Source organism: Parafrankia sp. Ea1.12 (genome assembly GCF_900465275.1).
Taxonomy (GTDB): domain Bacteria; phylum Actinomycetota; class Actinomycetes; order Frankiales; family Frankiaceae; genus Parafrankia; species Parafrankia soli.
Window position 1 is genome coordinate 1 of sequence record NZ_UBIZ01000167.1, and the last position, 17,543, is coordinate 17,543.

General features: G+C 70.9%; 13 protein-coding genes, 1 tRNA gene and 2 pseudogenes. 11 read left to right on the forward strand and 5 right to left on the reverse strand.

Going from position 1 to position 17,543, the window contains the following annotated elements; genetic code table 11:
• The coding region (locus FMEAI12_RS04860; protein ID WP_112105116.1) for a DHA2 family efflux MFS transporter permease subunit at positions 1 to 1,409 on the reverse strand (1,409 nt) is incomplete at its 3' end.
• Between the two features lie 79 nt (positions 1,410 to 1,488).
• Here FMEAI12_RS04860 and FMEAI12_RS04865 point away from each other — a divergent pair.
• From FMEAI12_RS04865 to FMEAI12_RS04875, 3 genes are all read left to right on the forward strand, one after another.
• Positions 1,489 to 2,193 carry a TetR/AcrR family transcriptional regulator gene (locus FMEAI12_RS04865; protein WP_112105117.1) on the forward strand — a complete coding sequence of 235 codons (705 nt, stop codon included), beginning with the start codon at positions 1,489 to 1,491 and terminating at the stop codon, positions 2,191 to 2,193.
• Between the two features lie 113 nt (positions 2,194 to 2,306).
• Positions 2,307 to 2,645: a helix-turn-helix domain-containing protein gene (locus FMEAI12_RS04870; RefSeq protein WP_235013708.1), complete on the forward strand. Its 339-nt coding sequence runs from the start codon at positions 2,307 to 2,309 to the stop codon at positions 2,643 to 2,645.
• 207 nt (positions 2,646 to 2,852) lie between these two features.
• Complete coding sequence (locus FMEAI12_RS04875) at positions 2,853 to 6,191, forward strand: DEAD/DEAH box helicase (protein ID WP_112105118.1); 3,339 nt, start codon at positions 2,853 to 2,855, stop codon at positions 6,189 to 6,191.
• Between the two features lie 25 nt (positions 6,192 to 6,216).
• Here FMEAI12_RS04875 and FMEAI12_RS04880 read toward each other — a convergent pair whose 3' ends face one another.
• Entirely contained in the window at positions 6,217 to 7,479 is a 1,263-nt protein-coding gene (locus FMEAI12_RS04880) for an acyl-CoA synthetase (protein WP_112105119.1), read from the reverse strand.
• A 220-nt stretch (positions 7,480 to 7,699) separates the two neighbouring features.
• On the opposite strand from FMEAI12_RS04880, the gene FMEAI12_RS04885 reads away from it, so the two are divergent.
• Both FMEAI12_RS04885 and FMEAI12_RS04890 read left to right on the forward strand, forming a co-directional pair.
• Positions 7,700 to 8,236: a flavin reductase family protein gene (locus FMEAI12_RS04885; protein ID WP_200835185.1), complete on the forward strand. Its 537-nt coding sequence runs from the start codon at positions 7,700 to 7,702 to the stop codon at positions 8,234 to 8,236.
• 49 nt (positions 8,237 to 8,285) lie between these two features.
• Positions 8,286 to 9,098 (forward strand): GntR family transcriptional regulator, encoded by an 813-nt coding sequence (locus tag FMEAI12_RS04890; protein WP_112105120.1) that lies wholly within the window; start codon positions 8,286 to 8,288, stop codon positions 9,096 to 9,098.
• Positions 9,099 to 9,174: 76 nt separating this feature from the next.
• On the opposite strand, the gene FMEAI12_RS04895 is transcribed toward FMEAI12_RS04890, so the two are convergent.
• Entirely contained in the window at positions 9,175 to 10,557 is a 1,383-nt protein-coding gene (locus tag FMEAI12_RS04895; RefSeq protein ID WP_200835186.1) for an LLM class flavin-dependent oxidoreductase, read from the reverse strand.
• A gap of 258 nt (positions 10,558 to 10,815) precedes the next feature.
• On the opposite strand from FMEAI12_RS04895, the gene FMEAI12_RS04900 reads away from it, so the two are divergent.
• The 3 genes and pseudogenes from FMEAI12_RS04900 to FMEAI12_RS39705 form a co-directional block, all read left to right on the forward strand.
• Positions 10,816 to 12,324: an MmgE/PrpD family protein gene (locus FMEAI12_RS04900; protein ID WP_112105121.1), complete on the forward strand. Its 1,509-nt coding sequence runs from the start codon at positions 10,816 to 10,818 to the stop codon at positions 12,322 to 12,324.
• A 28-nt stretch (positions 12,325 to 12,352) separates the two neighbouring features.
• The gene (gene prpB, locus FMEAI12_RS04905; protein WP_112105122.1) at positions 12,353 to 13,246 is read left to right on the forward strand and encodes a methylisocitrate lyase; all 894 of its coding nucleotides are present in this window, start codon (positions 12,353 to 12,355) and stop codon (positions 13,244 to 13,246) included.
• Positions 13,247 to 13,388: 142 nt separating this feature from the next.
• A pseudogene (locus FMEAI12_RS39705) lies at positions 13,389 to 13,532 on the forward strand (citrate/2-methylcitrate synthase); the annotation flags it as partial.
• An 84-nt stretch (positions 13,533 to 13,616) separates the two neighbouring features.
• Here FMEAI12_RS39705 and FMEAI12_RS37770 read toward each other — a convergent pair.
• The gene (locus tag FMEAI12_RS37770) at positions 13,617 to 15,197 is read right to left on the reverse strand and encodes a HEAT repeat domain-containing protein (protein WP_368672053.1); all 1,581 of its coding nucleotides are present in this window, start codon (positions 15,195 to 15,197) and stop codon (positions 13,617 to 13,619) included.
• Positions 15,198 to 15,282: 85 nt separating this feature from the next.
• Between FMEAI12_RS37770 and FMEAI12_RS36505 the strand changes: the two genes are divergently transcribed.
• From FMEAI12_RS36505 to FMEAI12_RS37775, 3 genes and pseudogenes are all read left to right on the forward strand, one after another.
• A tRNA-Phe gene (locus tag FMEAI12_RS36505) sits at positions 15,283 to 15,359 on the forward strand.
• Positions 15,360 to 15,921: 562 nt separating this feature from the next.
• Positions 15,922 to 16,083, forward strand: coding sequence for a hypothetical protein (locus FMEAI12_RS36510; RefSeq protein ID WP_160144234.1), 162 nt, complete (start codon positions 15,922 to 15,924; stop codon positions 16,081 to 16,083).
• 26 nt (positions 16,084 to 16,109) lie between these two features.
• Positions 16,110 to 16,373 (forward strand): annotated as a pseudogene (locus FMEAI12_RS37775) (serine/threonine protein kinase); the annotation flags it as partial.
• 79 nt (positions 16,374 to 16,452) lie between these two features.
• On the opposite strand, the gene FMEAI12_RS04925 reads toward FMEAI12_RS37775, so the two are convergent.
• The gene (locus FMEAI12_RS04925; RefSeq protein WP_112105123.1) at positions 16,453 to 17,079 is read right to left on the reverse strand and encodes a TetR/AcrR family transcriptional regulator; all 627 of its coding nucleotides are present in this window, start codon (positions 17,077 to 17,079) and stop codon (positions 16,453 to 16,455) included.
• Between the last annotated feature and the right edge of the window lie 464 nt (positions 17,080 to 17,543).

Below are 17,543 nucleotides of genomic sequence, written 5' to 3' on the forward strand. Positions count from 1 at the left end.
GCCTCGTGGTGTTCTCGGCCGGGCAGCAGGAAGCCGGCCGAGAACACCACGAGGCCCGCGGCGACCGGCCACCAGAAGGCGTTCCCGAACGAGTCGGGTGTCGGGGCCGCGTGCGCCCCGCCGCCCTGCAGGATCAGGGCGACGACGGCCACGCCCAACGACGCGCCGATCTGGTTGAGGATGAACACCGCCCCTGTCGCCCCGGCGACCGACGTCATCGGGACGGTGCGGTAGACCGAGCCCATCGTCGGCGCGCCGACCAGCCCGAGCCCGAAACCGATGACGAGCTGGGCGGGAGTCAGCACGGCCTGGGAGGTGCCCGCCCCGGACTGGGTGAACACCAGCGCCCCCGCCGTGACCAGCAGGGCGCCGGTGGGCACCAGCCGCCGGGCGCCGATGCGGTCGGCGAGGTTGCCGGCCAGCGGCATTCCGATCATGGCGCCGACGCCCAGCGGGGCCAGCAGCAGGCCGGACTCCAGCACCGAGTGGTCGTGTACCTGCTGGTAGTAGAGCGGTAGCAGGAACAGCAGCGCGAACAGGCCGCCGCCGACGAGGAACATGATGGTCACGCTGGCGCTGAAGCCCTTGCTGGCGAACAGCCGCAGGTCGAGCAGTGGGGTGCCGGCGGTGCGCAGGGTGTGCGCGGCGTAGCCGGCGAACAGCGCGGCACCGAGGACCAGACCGATCACGACCTGGGCGCTGCCGAAGCCGTCCCGCCCGGCCTGGGAGAGCGCGAAGACCACCGCGGCGAAACCGGGGCACAGCAGGGCCACGCCGAGGGCGTCGAGGGGCGCCGGTGTGCCGTCCCGCGGCGGGTCGGCGGGCAGCACCACGACGGCGAGCACGATCGCGGTGAGGGCGAACGGGATGTTCACCAGGAACATCCACTCCCAGGAGAAGTTCTCCAGCAGCACGCCGCCGACGATCGGGCCGAGTACCGGCCCGATCGTGATCGGGATCGAGATCAGGCCCATCACCCGCCCGATGCGGGCCGGGCCGGCCGCGCCGGCCACCACGGTCATCATGATCGGGTCGACCATGCCGCCGCCGAGCCCCTGCAGGACCCGGAAGGCGATCAGGCTCTCCGCGTTCCAGGCCACCGCGCACAGCGCCGAGCCGGCGAGGAACAACGACAGGCCGAGCAGCCACATCCGCCGCGAGCCGAAGCGCGCCATCGCCCAGCCGGCCAGCGGGATGGCGAGCGCGACCGCCAGCAGGTAGCCGGTGGTCACCCACTCGATCGTGGCGAGCGAGGCCTCGAACTCCGCGCCGAGCGTGCTGATCCCGACGTTGACGATCGTCGCGTCCAGGTAGGACATCATCCCGCCGAGCACCATCACCCCGACGATGATCAGCAGGGCGGAATCAAGCCGAGGGGGGCTGTCCTCCGCCGTGTCCGTGCCTACCATCGAACCCTCCTTAAAACAGATCTTAAGTAAAAGTGAACTATTCGTTTCAATATGATGGGTCGGACGGTAGCATGCGGGCATGGGTGTGGGCGAGACCACCGGCGCGGCCGGAACTCCGGCGGAACGGGACGGGCCGGAACCGGGCCGGTCAGATCGGGGCCGGTCAGATCGGGGCCGGCTGGACAAACGGCGCGCGATCGTGGAGGCCGCGCTGCGCGTCTTCTCCCGGCACGGGTACACCGAGGCGACGATCGACATGATCGCCACCGAGGCGGGGGTGGCGAAGCCGACGATCTACAACCATCTGGGGTCGAAGGAGAACCTGTTCCGGTACGTCATGACGACGACCGCGGCGCTGTCCAACGCGAAGGCGCTCGAGGTGCTCGAGGGCTTCCCCCAGGACGCCGGCGGCCTTCGTGGCGGGCTGGAAGCCGTCGCGACGAGGCTCGTCGACTGCTACTGCGACGAGCGGTCCGAGGTGGTGCGCCGGCTGCTCTACGCGGAGGCACTGCGCTTCCCCGACCTCTACGACGCCGTGCGCGCCAGCGGGGCCGACCAGTTCGTGGAGGTGCTGGCGGGGCGGCTCGCCAGGCTCGCCCACGCGGGTCTGCTGCGCATCGACGACCCGATGCGCGGGGCGAACCAGTTCATCTCGCTCGTCTACGAGGAGCTGCCGGTGCGGAGCATCCCGGGCGCCCGGCCACTGCGGCCCCGCGAGGTCGACGAGGTCGTCCGCGCTGGTGTCGACACCTTCCTGCGCGCCTTCGGCGTCGCGCCCGCCTGATCCCGGCGTCTCGCCTTACCTACGCGGTTTCACCGATGTGCGCGCCGCGTGGCCGCGGGACATTGAAGACCTCCCCTCCCGGACTCGTTTCCTGCTGCCTGCACGAGGTGTTGATGCGATACGAACTGCTCGGGCCCCTGCGCGTGTCGAACAGCAGGGAGAGTCACCTGCTGAGCGCACCGAAGATGGAGACCACCCTGGCCGTGCTGCTCGTCGGCGCCGGCCGGATCACGACCAAGGACACCCTGGTCATGGAGCTGTGGGGAGACCGGCCTCCCCGCCGGGCGGCGGCCGCCATCCACGTCTACATCTCCCAGCTGCGCAAGTTCCTCGCGGCCGCCGGCGCCGACCCCACCCGCACCATCGTCACCAAGCCCGCCGGCTATCTGCTGCGGCTGGACGGCACCATTCTCACCTCCGACCGGCTGCTCGACCTGCCCACCGCGAGCTGACGTGACGGCGGGTGCCGAGCCGTCCTCCGGTGCGCCGCGCGACGGTGCGCGGGCTCACCCGCAGCCGGCTGGCGCTGAGCCTGGTGCCCCGCCCGTCGGCCGGCGGGCGGGGCACCGCTTCGGGTGACTTCCCGCTCCGGACATCAGCGTGGTCTCCGCCAGAACGAGGCGGCAGATCCCCGACCGGGGGCTGTTAGCTTCTCCTTTATGCTTCCCGCGGCGTTGCGCAGCGTCGATGACCATCATCTGCGGGCCGCTGTGGGTGACGTCACCTACCGGCGGGGCGCGCAGTACGCCCGCCAGGGCGCGGTGAGCGAGATGTCGTGGGAGCCGGTGGCCCAGGTGCTCCAGGGCCGGGTCGAAGGTAGCCATGGCGAGCGGTACCTGACCACTGTCTCCCTGACCGGCCGGGCCCGTTCGGGTGCCTGGCGGTTCAGCCACGGCGAGTGCAGCTGCCCGGTGGGCGTCAGCTGCAAACACGCCGTGGCACTCGTGCTGACGGCGGCGCAGACCGCCGCACGCGACCCGGAACCGGGCAGCCGGGGCCGTCGCGCGGCCGCCGCGCCGGCGACCTGGGCGTCATCGTTGTCGGCCCTGCTCGGTGACCGGCCGGCTGATGGCGAACCACGGGGTGCCACGCCGCTTGCCCTCGAACTGACACTGTCCGCGGAGCCGGTGGTGGGCCGGTCGACGTCCGGCGGGCCGTCCCTGCGTGTCCTCGCGCGCGTGGTGAAACCCGGGAAGAACGGCTGGGTCGGCGGGCCCGCCTGGTCGAAGCTGAGCGCACCTCACGGGCCGTACCAGCGGGATGACTATCTTGTGGCGCACCTGCGGGTCCTGCGGGAGATGTACGCCGTCTACCGGTCCGGGGACGAGGACTCGCTGTACCGCCACTACTCGCACCGGGACGACAAGCACATCGACCTCGGCGCGTTCACGAGCCCGCGGCTGTGGCCGCTGCTCGACGAGGCCATCGCGGCCGGTATCCAACTGGTGCACGGACGCAAACGCCTCGGGAACATCGAGCCGTACGGTTCGGCGGAACTTTGTCTGGACGTCACCTGCGATCCGGCGACAGCGGCGCTCACCGTCCGACCCGTACTGCGCGTGGCCGGCTCGGACGCGGCCGTCGCACCGTTCGCGTTCATCGGCGGTCACGGCGTCGTCGGTATCGACCGGGCGGAGATCCAGGCCACGGACCGGCATGCGGACTGGCACATCCGGCTGGCCCGGTTGACCGCCTTCGTGCCGCCGGCACTGGTCCGGATGGCCGTCGGGAACCGGAGCCTGGAGGTCCCGGCCGCCGAGCGGTCGCGGTTCGTCCGCGAGTTCTACCCCGGCCTGCGTCAGTTGGCCACGATCGTCTCCTCCGACGGTTCCTTCGAACCGCCGGTGATCGCGCCGCCTGTTCTCGTCGCCCGGGCAGACTACGGCCCCGACCACACCGTCGAGATCACCTGGGAATGGGACTACTCGGTCGGAGACACGCGGCTGCGGGCACCGCTGCACGGCGACGGGACGGGTTCCGAGTACCGGGACAGGACCAGCGAGGCCGAGATCCTGACGGGTCTGGACCTGCCGCTCGACGCCGCCCGGCTGCTGTCGTGCGGCGAGGCGGGCGTGCCGGTCTCCTCCGTCCGTCTCAGCGGGGTCGAGACGATGCGGTTCACGACGGAGCTGTTGCCGCTACTGGCCGCCCGGGACGGGATCGCCGTCGAGGTCGGTGGGCGTCCCGCCGCCTACCGCGAGGTCGGGGATTTGCTGCGCATCGAGGTTTCGACCGACGACGTGCCGAACGAACCCGACTGGTTCGATCTGGGGCTCGCCATCACCCTGGACGGGCGCCAGGTCCCGTTCTCGATGGTCTTTCTCGCGCTCAGCCGGGGTGAATCGCACCTCCTGCTCGACGACGGGGCGTATTTCAGCCTGGACAAACCGGAACTGCGGGTGCTGCGCCAGCTGATCGAGGAGGCCCGGGCGCTGCAGGACGCCCCGGGTGGGCCGCTGCGTATCAGCCGCTTCCAGGCCGGGCTGTGGGAGGAACTGGCCGGCCTCGGCGTGGTCGTCCGCCAGGCCGCGGCGTGGCGCCGCCAGGTGGCGGGCCTGCTGGACCTCGGTTCGGCCGGTGCGAAGGAGTCACCGGGCATGTTGCAGGCCAGCCTGCGGCCCTACCAGTCTGACGGCTACCAGTGGTTGAGCTTCCTGTGGGACTGCCAACTCGGAGGGATCCTCGCGGACGACATGGGCCTGGGGAAGACCCTGCAGTCGCTCGCGCTGATCTGCCATGCCCGCCAGGCCGACCCGGCGCTCGCACCGTTCCTCATCGTCGCGCCGACGAGCGTCGTGTCGAACTGGGTCGCCGAGGCGGCTCGGTTCGCACCCGCGCTGCGGGTCACCGCCGTCACCGACACACTGCGGCGCCGGGGCCAGACCCTCGATGAGGTCATGGACGCCGCCAATGTGGTCGTGACGTCGTACACCCTCTTCCGGCTCGACGAGGAGGCGTATTCCGGCGCCACCTGGGCCGGGCTGATCCTCGACGAGGCGCAGATCGTCAAGAACAGTCAGTCGAAGGCGTACCAGTGCGCGAGACTGTTGCCTGCGCCGTTCAAGCTGGCGGTCACGGGAACACCGTTGGAGAACAACGTGATGGAGTTGTGGTCGCTGCTGTCGATCACTGCTCCGGGGCTGTTCCCGAACCGGTCACGGTTCCAGGACTATTACGCCCGCCCGATCGAGAAGCAGGGTAACACCGAGCGCCTGGCGCAACTGCGGCGCAGAATCAGGCCGCTGATTCTGCGCCGTACCAAGGAACAGGTCGCACCCGAGCTCCCAGTCAAGCAGGAGCAGGTCCTCGAGATCGAGCTGCATCCCCGCCACCGCAAGGTCTACCAGACCCGGCTGCAGCGCGAACGGCAGAAGGTCCTGGGCCTGATCGACGACATGAACCGTAACCGTTTCACGATCCTGCGGTCGCTCACGACACTGCGGCAGCTCAGTCTTCACGCCGGGCTGGTCGATGACACGTATGACGATCTTCCCAGCGCCAAGATCGACATTCTGCTCGAGCAGCTGCGGGACGTCGTCGACGGTGGGCACCGCGCGCTCGTCTTCAGCCAGTTCACCCGGTTCCTCGGCAGGGTGCGCGATTCCCTTGCTGTGGCCGGCATCGAGTACTGCTATCTCGACGGCACCACCCGCAACCGTTCGGCGGTCGTGCGCCGGTTCAAGGAAGGGGCGGCGCCGGTCTTCCTGATCAGTCTCAAGGCGGGCGGATACGGCCTGAACCTGACCGAGGCGGACTACTGTTTTCTGCTCGACCCGTGGTGGAACCCCGCCACCGAGGCACAGGCCGTGGACCGAACACATCGCATAGGTCAGACACGCAACGTCATGGCCTATCGACTCGTGGCCAAGGACACGATCGAGGAGAAGGTGATGGCACTGCAGGCACGTAAGGCCGAACTGTTCACCAGCGTCATGGACGACGGCGAGTTCGTCGACGCGACCCTGGACGCCAACGACATCCGCCAGCTGCTGTCCTGAGCCGCCGGGCAGCCCTCCGCGGTGCTCAGGTGAGCAGTTTCTTCTTCTGTACCTTGCCCATCTGGTTGCGTGGCAGTTCGGTGGCGAACCGGATCTCGCGCGGGCGCTTGTGGGGTGCCAGGGCGGTGGCGACGTGGTCGATCAGCGTCGTGGCGTCGATCGTCTCGTGCGCGACGACGACCGCGACGATGCGCTGGCCGAGGTCGTCGTCGGGCACGCCGATGACCGCGGCCTCGGCGACGGACGGGTGGGCCAGCAGCGCGTTCTCGATCTCGCCGGCTCCGATCTTGTAGCCACCGGACTTGATGAGGTCGGTGCTCTGCCGTCCGACGATGCGCAGCTGCCCGTCCGGCTCGAAGACGCCGAGGTCTCCGGTCGAGAACCAGCCGTCGGAGGTCAGCGCCGCGGCGGTGGCGGCCGGGTTGCCCAGGTAGCCGGTGAACACGTTCGGGCCGCGTACCTCGACCGGTCCGAACTCCTCGTCACCGGTGACCCGGACCTCGACGCCGCCCAGCGGCGCACCCACCAGGCCTGGGCGGCGGTCACCGTCGGCCCGCGCGGCGGTGTTGATGAGGGTCTCGGTGAGCCCGTAACGCTCCGCGACCCGGTGACCGGCCAGCGCGGCGAACCGGTCGAACACCGGGACGGGTAGCGCCGCCGAGCCCGACACGAGCAGCCGGGCGGACGCGAACGCCTCCGGCTCGGGCACCCGGGACCACATGGTCGGCACGGCGAAGTACAGCGTCCCGCCCGGCACCGGCGCGAACCGCGCCGCGTGGTGCAGCGCGGACCCGATCCGCAGCGGGCCCAGCGTCCCGAGCACGAGGCCGTGTACGTGGAACAGTGGCAGCGCGTGCCCGAGCACGTCGGCCGGTGACCAGGCCCATGTGTCGGCCAGCGCGTCGATGTTGGACGTGACCGCGCGGCGCGGGATCACCGCGCCCTTCGGGGGCCCGGTGGTCCCGGAGGTGTAGATCACCAGTGCGGGTGCGTCGTCATCAGCCGGCTCGGTCGGCAGCGCGCCGCGTGCGGTGAGATCCACGTCGTCGAGCAGCAGGTCGGGTTCGCTGTCGGCCAGGACGTACGCCCGTTCGGCGGCGCCGGCCTGCGGGTTGACCGTGACCACGGTGACGCCGGCCTCCACCGCCCCGGCGATCGCGACAACGGTTTCCAGGGTCGGGGTGGCCACCACCGCGATCCGGCGCAGCCCCCGCACCCGTTCGGCGGCGGCGCCCACCGCGCCCGCCAGATCATCGCCCGCGAGCGCGGCGCCCGACATCCGGACCACGGCCCGGCCTTGACGCAATGCAGTCAGCACCCTCGCATTGTCGGGCCCGCCACCCGGTTCGGTCGACGGAACAGTCGAGTCCCGCCTTGACACCTGATATATCAAAGTGTCAGAGTTGAGCTGGAAGGACGTCATCCGCCCGGCACGCCACGCCCCTTTACCGGGTGTCTTCGGTGGGGCGGTGGCCGCAGGCGCATCACTGACCGAGAGGTGGACCAGGATGGGCCGGCGGCCGGACACAGCCACGACCAGCGCGCGCGAGACCGCGTCCGCGGCGTCCGACGACGACCGTCGGTTCCGCGACGCGATGGCCTCGTTTCCCAGCGGCGTCACGATCGTGACGACCGCCGACGACACCGGTCGGTGGTGGGGCTTCACGGCGAGCTCGTTCTGCTCGGTGTCCATGAATCCGCCGCTCGTCCTTGTCTGTCTCGCGACGTCCGCCCAGTGCCACCCCGCGTTCGAGGCGGCGCGGCGGTTCATCGTGCACGTGATGCCCCCGGAACACGCCGACCTCGCGGTGCGGTTCGCGACGCGCGGCGCGGACAAGTTCGCGGACGCGGGCTTCCGCCCCGACGAACGCGGCCTCCCCGTGCTCGACCGGGCGTGCGTGACGCTGGACTGTGCCGCCCACGCGATCCAACCGGCGGGTGACCACTCGATCCTGCTCGGCCGGGTCGAGCGGACCCAGGTCGGCGAGGACCGTCCCGCCGTCTACTTCCGCCGCCGGTTCCACCTGCTCGGGGACGCCACCTGAGCCACTTGACGGCGCGGCTGTTCTGCTCTTCTGATATACGCTGGTCGGCGTGGCGACGCCCGGATACCTCGGCCCGCGCGACGGTATGCCCGGCTCGGATGAATGGGCGGGGGCTGGAGCGGGCCCGGCGGCGGTAGCCGACGCCAGGCAGGGCCGGCCCCGCCGGCTCCGGCTGGGCGCCACCGCCCGGGACAGAGTGGCCGACGTGCTCCGCGACGAGATCATGAGTGGCCGCCTCGGCCCGGGGGCCCGCATCGACCTGGACGAGACCGCCGCGTGGCTGGGCACGAGCCGCACCCCCGTCCGCGAGGCGTGCCTGGCGCTCCAGTTCGAGGGCCTGGTCCGCGTCGCCCCCCGCAGCGGGGTGACGGTGATCGGCCTGCGCCAGCGTGACGTCGAGGACAACTTCGCCCTCATCGCCATGCTCTCCGGCGCGGCCGCGGCCTGGGCCGCGGAACGGATCTCCGAAGCCCACCTGGCCGAGCTCCGGCGCCTGGCGGCCGACGTCCGATCGGCGGTCGAGACCGGCGGCGACCTGCGGACGGCGAACTTCCTGTTCCACCGGGCCGTCAACCAGGCCAGCGACTCGGTGCGTCTGATCGCGCTCATCCGCCAGACCGGGCGGATCATCCCGTGGTCGTTCTTCGACCTCGTCCCGGAGCAGGTGGGCTGCGCCCTGCGCGAGCACGACGACATCGTCGACGCCATCGCCGCCCACAACGGTGCCCGCGCGCGCCGGGTGTCGGAGGAGCATGTGGTCAGCGCCGGCCGGCTCCTCGTCGCCCGGGTGTTCGGCCCCGGGCCGGCCGGGGCCGGATCGACAGCCGCCGGTCCAGCGGCGGGCGCCGGCGCCGGCGGCTGACGGGCGATCGCGGCCCTCGCCGCACATCAGATCCGGCCTGGGATCTTGGGGACCCGCTTCCACGCGGCCGGTCCGTTCAGGGCCGGACGTCGCTGCTGACCGGCGCGGTGAAGCTGCTGGCGGGCCGTGCCAGGCCCAGGTTCTCGCGCAGGGTCGAGCCGGTGTAGCGGGAGCGGAACAGCCCGCGGCGGCGCAGCTCGGGCACCACCAGCCGGACGAAGTCCTCGAACGCGCCGGGGAAGTGGGTGGCCGCGAGGACGAAACCGTCGCAGGAGTAGGTCTCGAACCAGTCCTGCATCTGGTCGGCGATCTGTGCGCCGGTGCCGACGAAGCGCGGGCCCTGCAGCAGGGTGGCGCGGTGGTTCGCCAGCGTCCGCAGCGTCATCCTGCCGCCGCCGAGGTGCTTCTTCACGCCCTGGACGAGGCCGCGGATGCCGGAGACGGAGTTGATGAGCTCGTCGGTGATCTCGTCGTCGAGTGAGTAACCCGAGAAGTCGTGGTTGGTGAGCTCGGAGAGCAGCGTCAGCGACGCCATCGGGTGGACGAGCTCGTCGCGGAAGATGTTCTCCTTCTCCCTGGCGATCGTCTCGGTCTCGCCGACGATGGCGTACGCCATCGGGAGCATCCGGACGGCGTCGGCGGACCGGCCCTCGGCTGTGACGAGTTCCTTCTGGCTGCGGTAGTGCTCGGCGGCGACGCTCTGGCTCGGGTCGGCGGTGAAGATCAGGTCGGCCCACCTGGCGGCGAACTGCTGGCCGCGGCCCGACTGGCCGGCCTGGATGATGGGCAGCCGGCCCTGCGGCGGGCGTGGGACGGTGAGTGGTCCCTGCACGTGGAAGTACTTGCCGTGGTGGTCGAGTTCGTGGACCTTGCCCGGGTCGGCGAAGACGCCGGACTCGCGGTCCATCACCAGGGCGTCGTCCTCCCAGGAGTCCCAGAGCCGGGTGACGACGTCGATGAACTCCTCGGCGCGGTCGTAGCGCTCGTCGTGACCGAGGTGTTGGTCGACCCCGAAGTTGCGGGCCTCGGAGTCGTTCACCGAGGTGACGACGTTCCAGGCCGCCCGCCCGCCGCTGAGGTGGTCCAGCGTCGCGAAGGTCCGCGCGACGTGGAACGGCGGGTAGTACGTCGTGGAGTAGGTCGCCCCGAGGCCCAGGTGCGACGTCGCGGCCGCGGCGGCGCCCAGCACCGCGGTCAGATCGAGCTTGACCGGGCGGGCGCCGTAGCGGACGGCGTCGGCGGGAGACGCGTTGTAGATCGACGGCATCGCCAGGCGGTCGTCGAAGAACATCAGGTCGAACGTGCCCTCCTCGAGCACCCGCGCTATCCGCTGGTAGTAGCGGAGGTCGAGGAAGTCGTGCGCCGAGCTCGGGTACCGCCACGACCCCGAGTACACCGACACGTTCGAAGCCTGCATGAACGCGACCAGGGTGAGCTGGTCCTCGCGCCTTGGCGACACGGATGCCCCTCTCGCAGTTGATATATCAGGTTCTCGCCATTAGACGCTTGGTGCGCGGCGAGGTCAACCGGATCGGAGCAGTGTGGTCGGGCGGGAGCGCTCGGTGGCGGTAGGCCGGCACCGGCTTCGAGCACACCGACACCCGTCCATCGGGCACCAGCGGGTAGCCGTGTCGGCTGCGCATGGTCGACGTGGGCCTGTTAGGCAGGAACCTCTCCAACCCGGTTCGGCGGACACCTCGGAAGAAGGAGCGAACGCATGATCGACCACAAGGTCCGCGTGTACCGGAGCGCCGAGCGGCTGGCCCGCGAGGACCAGCTCGCCTGGAAGATCGCCGCGGTCGCCACCGACCCGGTCGAGGTCACCGACGACGTGACCGACATGGTGATCAACCGGGTCATCGACAACGCCGGGGTGGCCGCCGCGTCGCTGACCCGAAAGCCGGTGGCCGCCGCCCGCGACCAGGCGCTGCGGCACATCCCCGCCGCCGGGCGTGACGGCGCTACCGTGTTCGGCACGCCGGCCGGCGTCCGCGTCTCCCCGGAGTGGGCAGCCTGGGCCAACGGCGTCGCCGTGCGCGAGCTGGACTTCCACGACACCTACCTGGCGGCGGACTACTCCCACCCCGGGGACAACATCCCGCCGGTGCTGGCCGTCGCCCAGCACCTGGGGCTGGACGGCGCCGCCCTGCTGCGCGGGATCGCCACCGGCTACGAGATCCAGGTCGCTCTCGTCCGCGGGATCTGCCTGCACCGGCACAGGATCGACCACATCGCGCACCTCGGCCCGTCCGCCGCCGCCGGCATCGGCGCCCTGCTCGGTCTGCCGACCGAGACCGTCCACCAGGCCGTCCAGCAGGCCCTGCACACGACCACAACGACCCGGCAGTCGCGCAAGGGCGAGATCTCGAGCTGGAAGGCGTACGCACCGGCGTTCGCCGGCAAGCTCGCCGTCGAGGCGGTGGACCGGGCCATGCGCGGTGAGGGCGCGCCGTCACCGGCCTACGAGGGTGAGGACGGGTTCATCGCCTGGCTGCTCGACGGGCCCGGCGGGCAGTACGTCGTCTCGCTGCCCGCGGTCGGGGAGGCCAAGCGGGGAATCCTCGAGACCTACACCAAGGAGCACTCCGCCGAGTACCAGAGCCAGGCGCTGATCGACCTGGCCCGCCGCCTCGGCCCGCGGATCGGGGACTTCGCCCGAGTCCGCTCCATCGTGATCCACACCAGCCATCACACCCACCACGTGATCGGCTCCGGGGCGAACGACCCGCAGAAGTACGACCCGAAGGCCAGCAGGGAGACCCTCGACCACTCGATTCCCTACATCTTCGCGGTCGCGTTGCAGGACGGCGACTGGCACCACGAGCGCTCCTACGCCCCCGAGCGGGCGGCGCGGCCGGACACCGTCGCCCTCTGGCGGAAGATCACCACGCTGGAGGACAAGGAGTGGACGCGGCGCTACCACGCCACCGACCCCGGCGAGAAGGCGTTCGGGGGACGGGTCGTCGTCGAGCTCGACGACGACACCGTGCTCACCGACGAGATCGCCGTCGCCGACGCGCATCCGCTCGGCGCCCGTCCGTTTGCCCGGGACGAGTACGTCGGCAAGTTCCGCCGGCTCGCCGAGGGCGTCATCCCCGGCCCCGAGCAGGACAGGTTCCTCGACACCGCCGCCCGCCTGCCCGAACTGACCCCGGGCGAACTCGCCGGCCTCACCCTCACTCCCGAGCCCGCACTCACCACCGGGGGCACCCAGGGGATCTTCTGACCGCCCGGATTTCGGAAAGGAACCCGCAGTGCTGCACGCGAAGAAGCCGGCCCATTCCCGTCGCGCCGCGTTCCGGGAGGCGCTGCGTTCCGGTCGCCTGCTGCGTTTCCCCGGCGCGTTCAACCCGCTGACCGCTGTTCTCATCACCGAGCTCGGCTTCGACGGCGTCTACGTCTCCGGCGCGGTGCTCTCCGCCGATCTCGCCCTGCCCGACATCGGCCTGACCACGTTGACCGAGGTCGCCGGGCGGGCCGGACAGATCGCCCGGGTCACCGACCTGCCGGCCCTCGTGGACGCCGACACCGGCTTCGGCGAGCCGATGAACGTCGCCCGCACCGTCCAGATCCTCGAGGACGCCGGGCTCGCCGGCTGCCACCTCGAGGACCAGGTCAACCCGAAGCGGTGCGGTCATCTCGACGGCAAGTCCGTGGTGAGCACCGAGGAGATGGTCCGCCGGATCCACGCCGCGGTCACCGCCCGCCGTGACGACGACTTCGTCATCTGCGCCCGCACCGACGCCCGCGCCGGCGAGGGCCTGGACGCCGCCACCGAGCGCGCCCGCGCCTACGCCGACGCCGGCGCGGACATGATCTTCCCGGAGGCGATGGCCGACCTCGCCGAGTTCGAGGCGATGCGCAGCGCGGTCGACGTGCCGATCCTGGCGAACATGACCGAGTTCGGGAAAAGCGAGCTTCTCACCACCGCGGCGCTGGAATCCGCCGGCGTGAACCTCGTCATCTACCCGGTCACCCTGCTGCGCCTCGCGATGGGCGCCGTCGAGGACGGGCTGCGCCAGCTCCTGGCGGACGGCACACAGGCCGGTCTCGTCGACCGGATGCAGACCCGCTCCCGCCTCTACGAGCTCCTCGACTACCCCGCCTACAACACCTTCGACACCGACACCTTCAACTTCCGGCTCTGAACATTCCGGTTCTCCCCGGACTTTCCGGTCTTCTCCCTGGAAGGACGTCCGCCATGGCCACCGTCGGATCCTCGGTGCGCAAAGCTCTGGCTGGAGTCGTCGTCGACACGACCTCCGTCTCGACGGTGAATCCGGAGACGAACTCGCTCCCAATCTCGACTTCCCGACCGGCCCCACCTACCACCTGAGGGGATTCGGCATCCCGACCTTCACCCCGATCTTCGTCATGCCGCGGATCACCAGGTGCACGGCGCACATCATCGAGCAGCTCGCCGAGCATTGCTGATCATGGTGTTCCGTGGAACACCATGCCGTCCGGGGCCGACCTCCTGAAGGACGTCGTCGAGCGCCAGGCACCGCCTGAGGCTCGTCAGCCGGCGGTTTCGAGACCAGCGTGGAACCGCAGCAGTCGGGCCCTGTGCTCGCCGAGGACCGGGCGGGTGCGTTCGATCAGGCTGTCAAGCTCGGCGGCGCGGTCGCGGCTTGGCGCGTGGTACGTGGTGGCGGCTTCGTTGTCGAGCCACGCTGTCAGGTCGGCCTGTGCGCTGGCCCGCAGCCGTTCGTCGGCGTCGTCGAGCAGGCGCAGGTTGACGGCCATCCGCTGCCAGGCGTCGTCCCCGGTGGTCAGCAGCCGGTAGCCGGCGAACCGCACATGCGGGGCGTTGCCCGCGGCGAGCAGTGCCTCCAGCGCCGGCCGCTCAACGGCGCCGGGCTCGCGGCGCAGAGTCGCCACCGCCTGGCGGGTGACCGCGGCGGAGTCGTCGCGCAGCATCGGCACCAGCTCGGCCGGACGCGTGACGCCGAGGCGACGCAGCGCCCGGATCGCCTCCACCCGGCCGCGGGCACGCGGATGCGACAGCCACCGGGCGACGGTGTCGGCGTCGTCCGCCGTGCCGGTCTCCCCGAGCCCCGCGATCGTCCCAGGCTCCGGAGCCTGGGCTGCGGCGAGCCGGCGGTAGCGCTCGGCCGGGTCCGAACCGGCACGGCGCAGCGTCGCCTGGGCGGTTGCGCGCACGAGTGGATGCCGGTCGGGGAGCGCCGCCTCGGCCACGTCCGGGTCACCGTGCGCGATCAGTGCCTCAAGTGCCGCGGTGCGGACCTGGGCGGTGCGGCTGGCCAGCATCGCGTGCAGCCGCGCCGGGTCGGCCGCGGCCCGCACCGCGGCCTGGGCGCACATCGTCCGGATCGGCAGGTCGCCGTCGCTGACCGCCGCCGTTGTCAGCTGGTCCAGGTTCAGCTGGTCAGCGGCGATCGCCGCCCGGTAGGCGGCCCGCCGGGTCGCGCGATCCCGCGCAGACAGCAGCGGCTGGAGTTGCCGCGCCGGCAGGTCCCGCAGGATCTGATCGACGCGCTGCGCGAGCCAGGCGCCCTCTCGCCGTCCGCGTAACGCGAACGCCAGCTCCGCCAGCGTGGTCAGCACCGGCCCGTCCGGCACCGGCGGCCAGCCCTCGATGGCCGTCCGCGCCTGGTGCCGAACCTCGGCCACCCAGTCGCAGGCGCGAAGCGCGAGTACCGCGGCCGCGGCCGGGTGTGTCCGGTCCGCCAGGCGGACGGCTGCCGCCTCGCGGATCCGCCCGTTGTGGTGGCACCCCGCCACCACCAGGTGCAGCTCGTCCACCTCGCCGTCGGCCAGGTCCGCCGCGAGGCGCCGCGACCAGTGCGACGTGGACCACCATCGCTGCCGCAACGCCTTGTCCACCGCCAGCCACCACGGCGCCGCGGCCGTGCCCAGCCCGTCCAGGACCGCCTGGCGCAGGGCCGGGTCGCCGTCGCGGGCCACGATCAGCAGCGCGCCCGCGAACTCCGTCGGGCTGACGCCCGGGTCGGTGCCACCGGCCGCGGCAGGAACCCGCCCGACCGTCGCAAGCCCTGGAAGGTGATCACGTTCGCCGACATCCTTGGCGGTGACGGCGGCGCGGTGCAGCCACCGCCGCAGCCGCTTCCCCACCATCGCGGACACAGGCGGACCTCCTCAAGGCATGCGAACCATCATGATCGCGACCATTCTGTTCTGTCGCGGACGAATCGGCGGGTAGGGGGTCGATCTGCGCCCGAGCGCCCGATCGTCCGCCTGAAAAGCGGAAGGTCGGCGGTTCGACCCCGCCCCTGCCCACCCTTTTGACCTGCGGAAATGACGGGATTTGTCGATCACAGGTTGATCGTTTTATGGCAACGGGTGTGGCAACGGAGCCATGCGATCTCGGTGACGGTCTGTTTCGGATTTCCGGGTGGGAGGTCACGAGGCCTGTGCTCACGGACGTTGCCACAAGGTATGGGCCTCGTATGGCAACGAAGCTCGGTAGGCCCGGTCGCGTCGGCGCCATGACCTGCAACGGTGCTCAAGATCGAGTCTGGTAGACCGTCCGCTTTTGCGGCGGACGTTCTACGGGGCGCTCTCCCCCTGGGGCTTCCTCATGAGGGCCCTGCCGAGAGGCGACAAGCAGGTGGCGCGGGACGACGACGGCTACTACCTGACGTCGGCGCTGGTGGATCGCCAGTCCAAAGGAGCTCCGGATCATCTGAGCGCGAGCGAGGAGGTCGGCGGCAGGCCTGGTCCTGACAGCCGCGACCAAGAACATCGTCCTCCGAAGACCACCACACAACCGCGGAACTGCCCCGGCACACAACGCGGCTGGTAGTTGGACTCTCTCCGCCGGTGATCGAGTCTCGCTGGCGTGTTCGAGGGCGAGCGGGCTGCTGCTCGTGGGCCTGCGGCCCGCCGCTACGAGTACCTGCCGACCTTCATCCTGCGTGGCCTGACCGCCCTGCACCTGGAGTTCGATCTCGCGCCATCGCCGCCGCGTCGCGGCCCGGCGGCGGGCTCACCCACCGGGTAGGTCAGAGGCTGACACAGTCGTCTGGCATGGTGCCGTACCCGGAGGGGCGCACGGTTCCGGCGGCCGGGGTGATCGTCCCCCGGGGACCCCTGCTGCCGCACGAGCCGACCGTCATCGGCCTGTGCGTTCTGTTGAGCCGGCTGGGCGTGGGCGGGATGGGCGCTGTCTACCACGTGCGCGACCGGCGGGGGCGGCCGGTCGCGGTCAAGGTGATCAGGCCGGATCGGGCCGGGGACCAGGAGTACCGCCGCCGTTTCCGGCGGGAGGTCGAGGCGGCCCGTCGGCCTCGTCTGCACAACCGTCGTTCATCAGGGGTGGTGCAACGAGCGCTCGTCCCCGGGTGCCGCCGAAGCCGCGGATGGGCCGGACTTACTTCGGCGTCTCTGTCTGCTGTCGGGGTGCGTCCGGGCGGGTGAGGTCGTCGCGAAGGGCCCGCAGGTAGGAGCGGAGGATCACGGATCGGTCGATGAGGGTGGGGTTGAGCAGCCACTGGGTTTCGATCCCGAGGGCGACGGCGACGATCTCGGTGGCTTTCGCCGCGGCGTCGATGTCGCTGCGGATCTCGCCGCGTTGCTGCCCTCGCCGGATCTCGTCGGCGATGAGGCCGCGGGTCTGCTGGTCGCGCTGGTCGAAGTAGTCGTGCAGGGGGTCCTCTGGGTCGAGGTTCTCCGCCCGCAGGACGGTCACCAGTCGGATGACGATGTCGGGTTCGGTTGGGGTCTGAAGGTCCTGGGCGCCGAAGATGCCCTTGCCCGCGTAGTCGGTCGCCGCCTGATCCACGAGTTCGTCGCGCCGGACCATGACGGCGCGGAGCAGATCCTCCTTGGTGCCGAAGTGGTGGAGGATCCCGCTGTGGCTGATGCCGATGCGCTCGGCCAGCTCGAGGAGCCCGGTCCCGCGGTAGCCGTACCGGGCGAACAGCTCGACGGCTGCGTCGAGGATCTGCTCCCGCCGGGCGACCCCCCGGCGGTTCGGCGTTCCCTTCTTCGGTGGCATCAGCCGGGCACTCCCGATGGGCTTGACAAGGCGCGACCTCCGAATAACCATACAGACCTGTCAGGAAGATGTGGTTCGGCTTCCCGGCGGACGACGAGCGGCCCCTGAGACGGCTCAGGCTGGTGACGTGATGGAGCGAACGTGGAGCTGGGGACTGCTATGGAACCACCGGAAGATCCCAGAGGGGTTGCGGCGGGCGCTGGCGAGGTCTTCCGCACAGGGTGATCATCCTCGGGAGTGCCATGCCCGTCGCCGGTTCGGCACCGCAGAGGCGTTCGGCGGGTTCGCGCCCATCGCGGCGGTTCCGGGGCCGACAAGGGCCGACGGAGGCCTGAGTGTTTGAGAGACGGCGTATGTCCGCGTCTGGGGCTTCGCGAGGGCCGGCCCTGCCAGTGCGATGGGCGACCGGGTGTGCGCCACTGGCGTGCGGAGGGGCCTGTATGCGCTCGCAGGCCTGAGCGTGC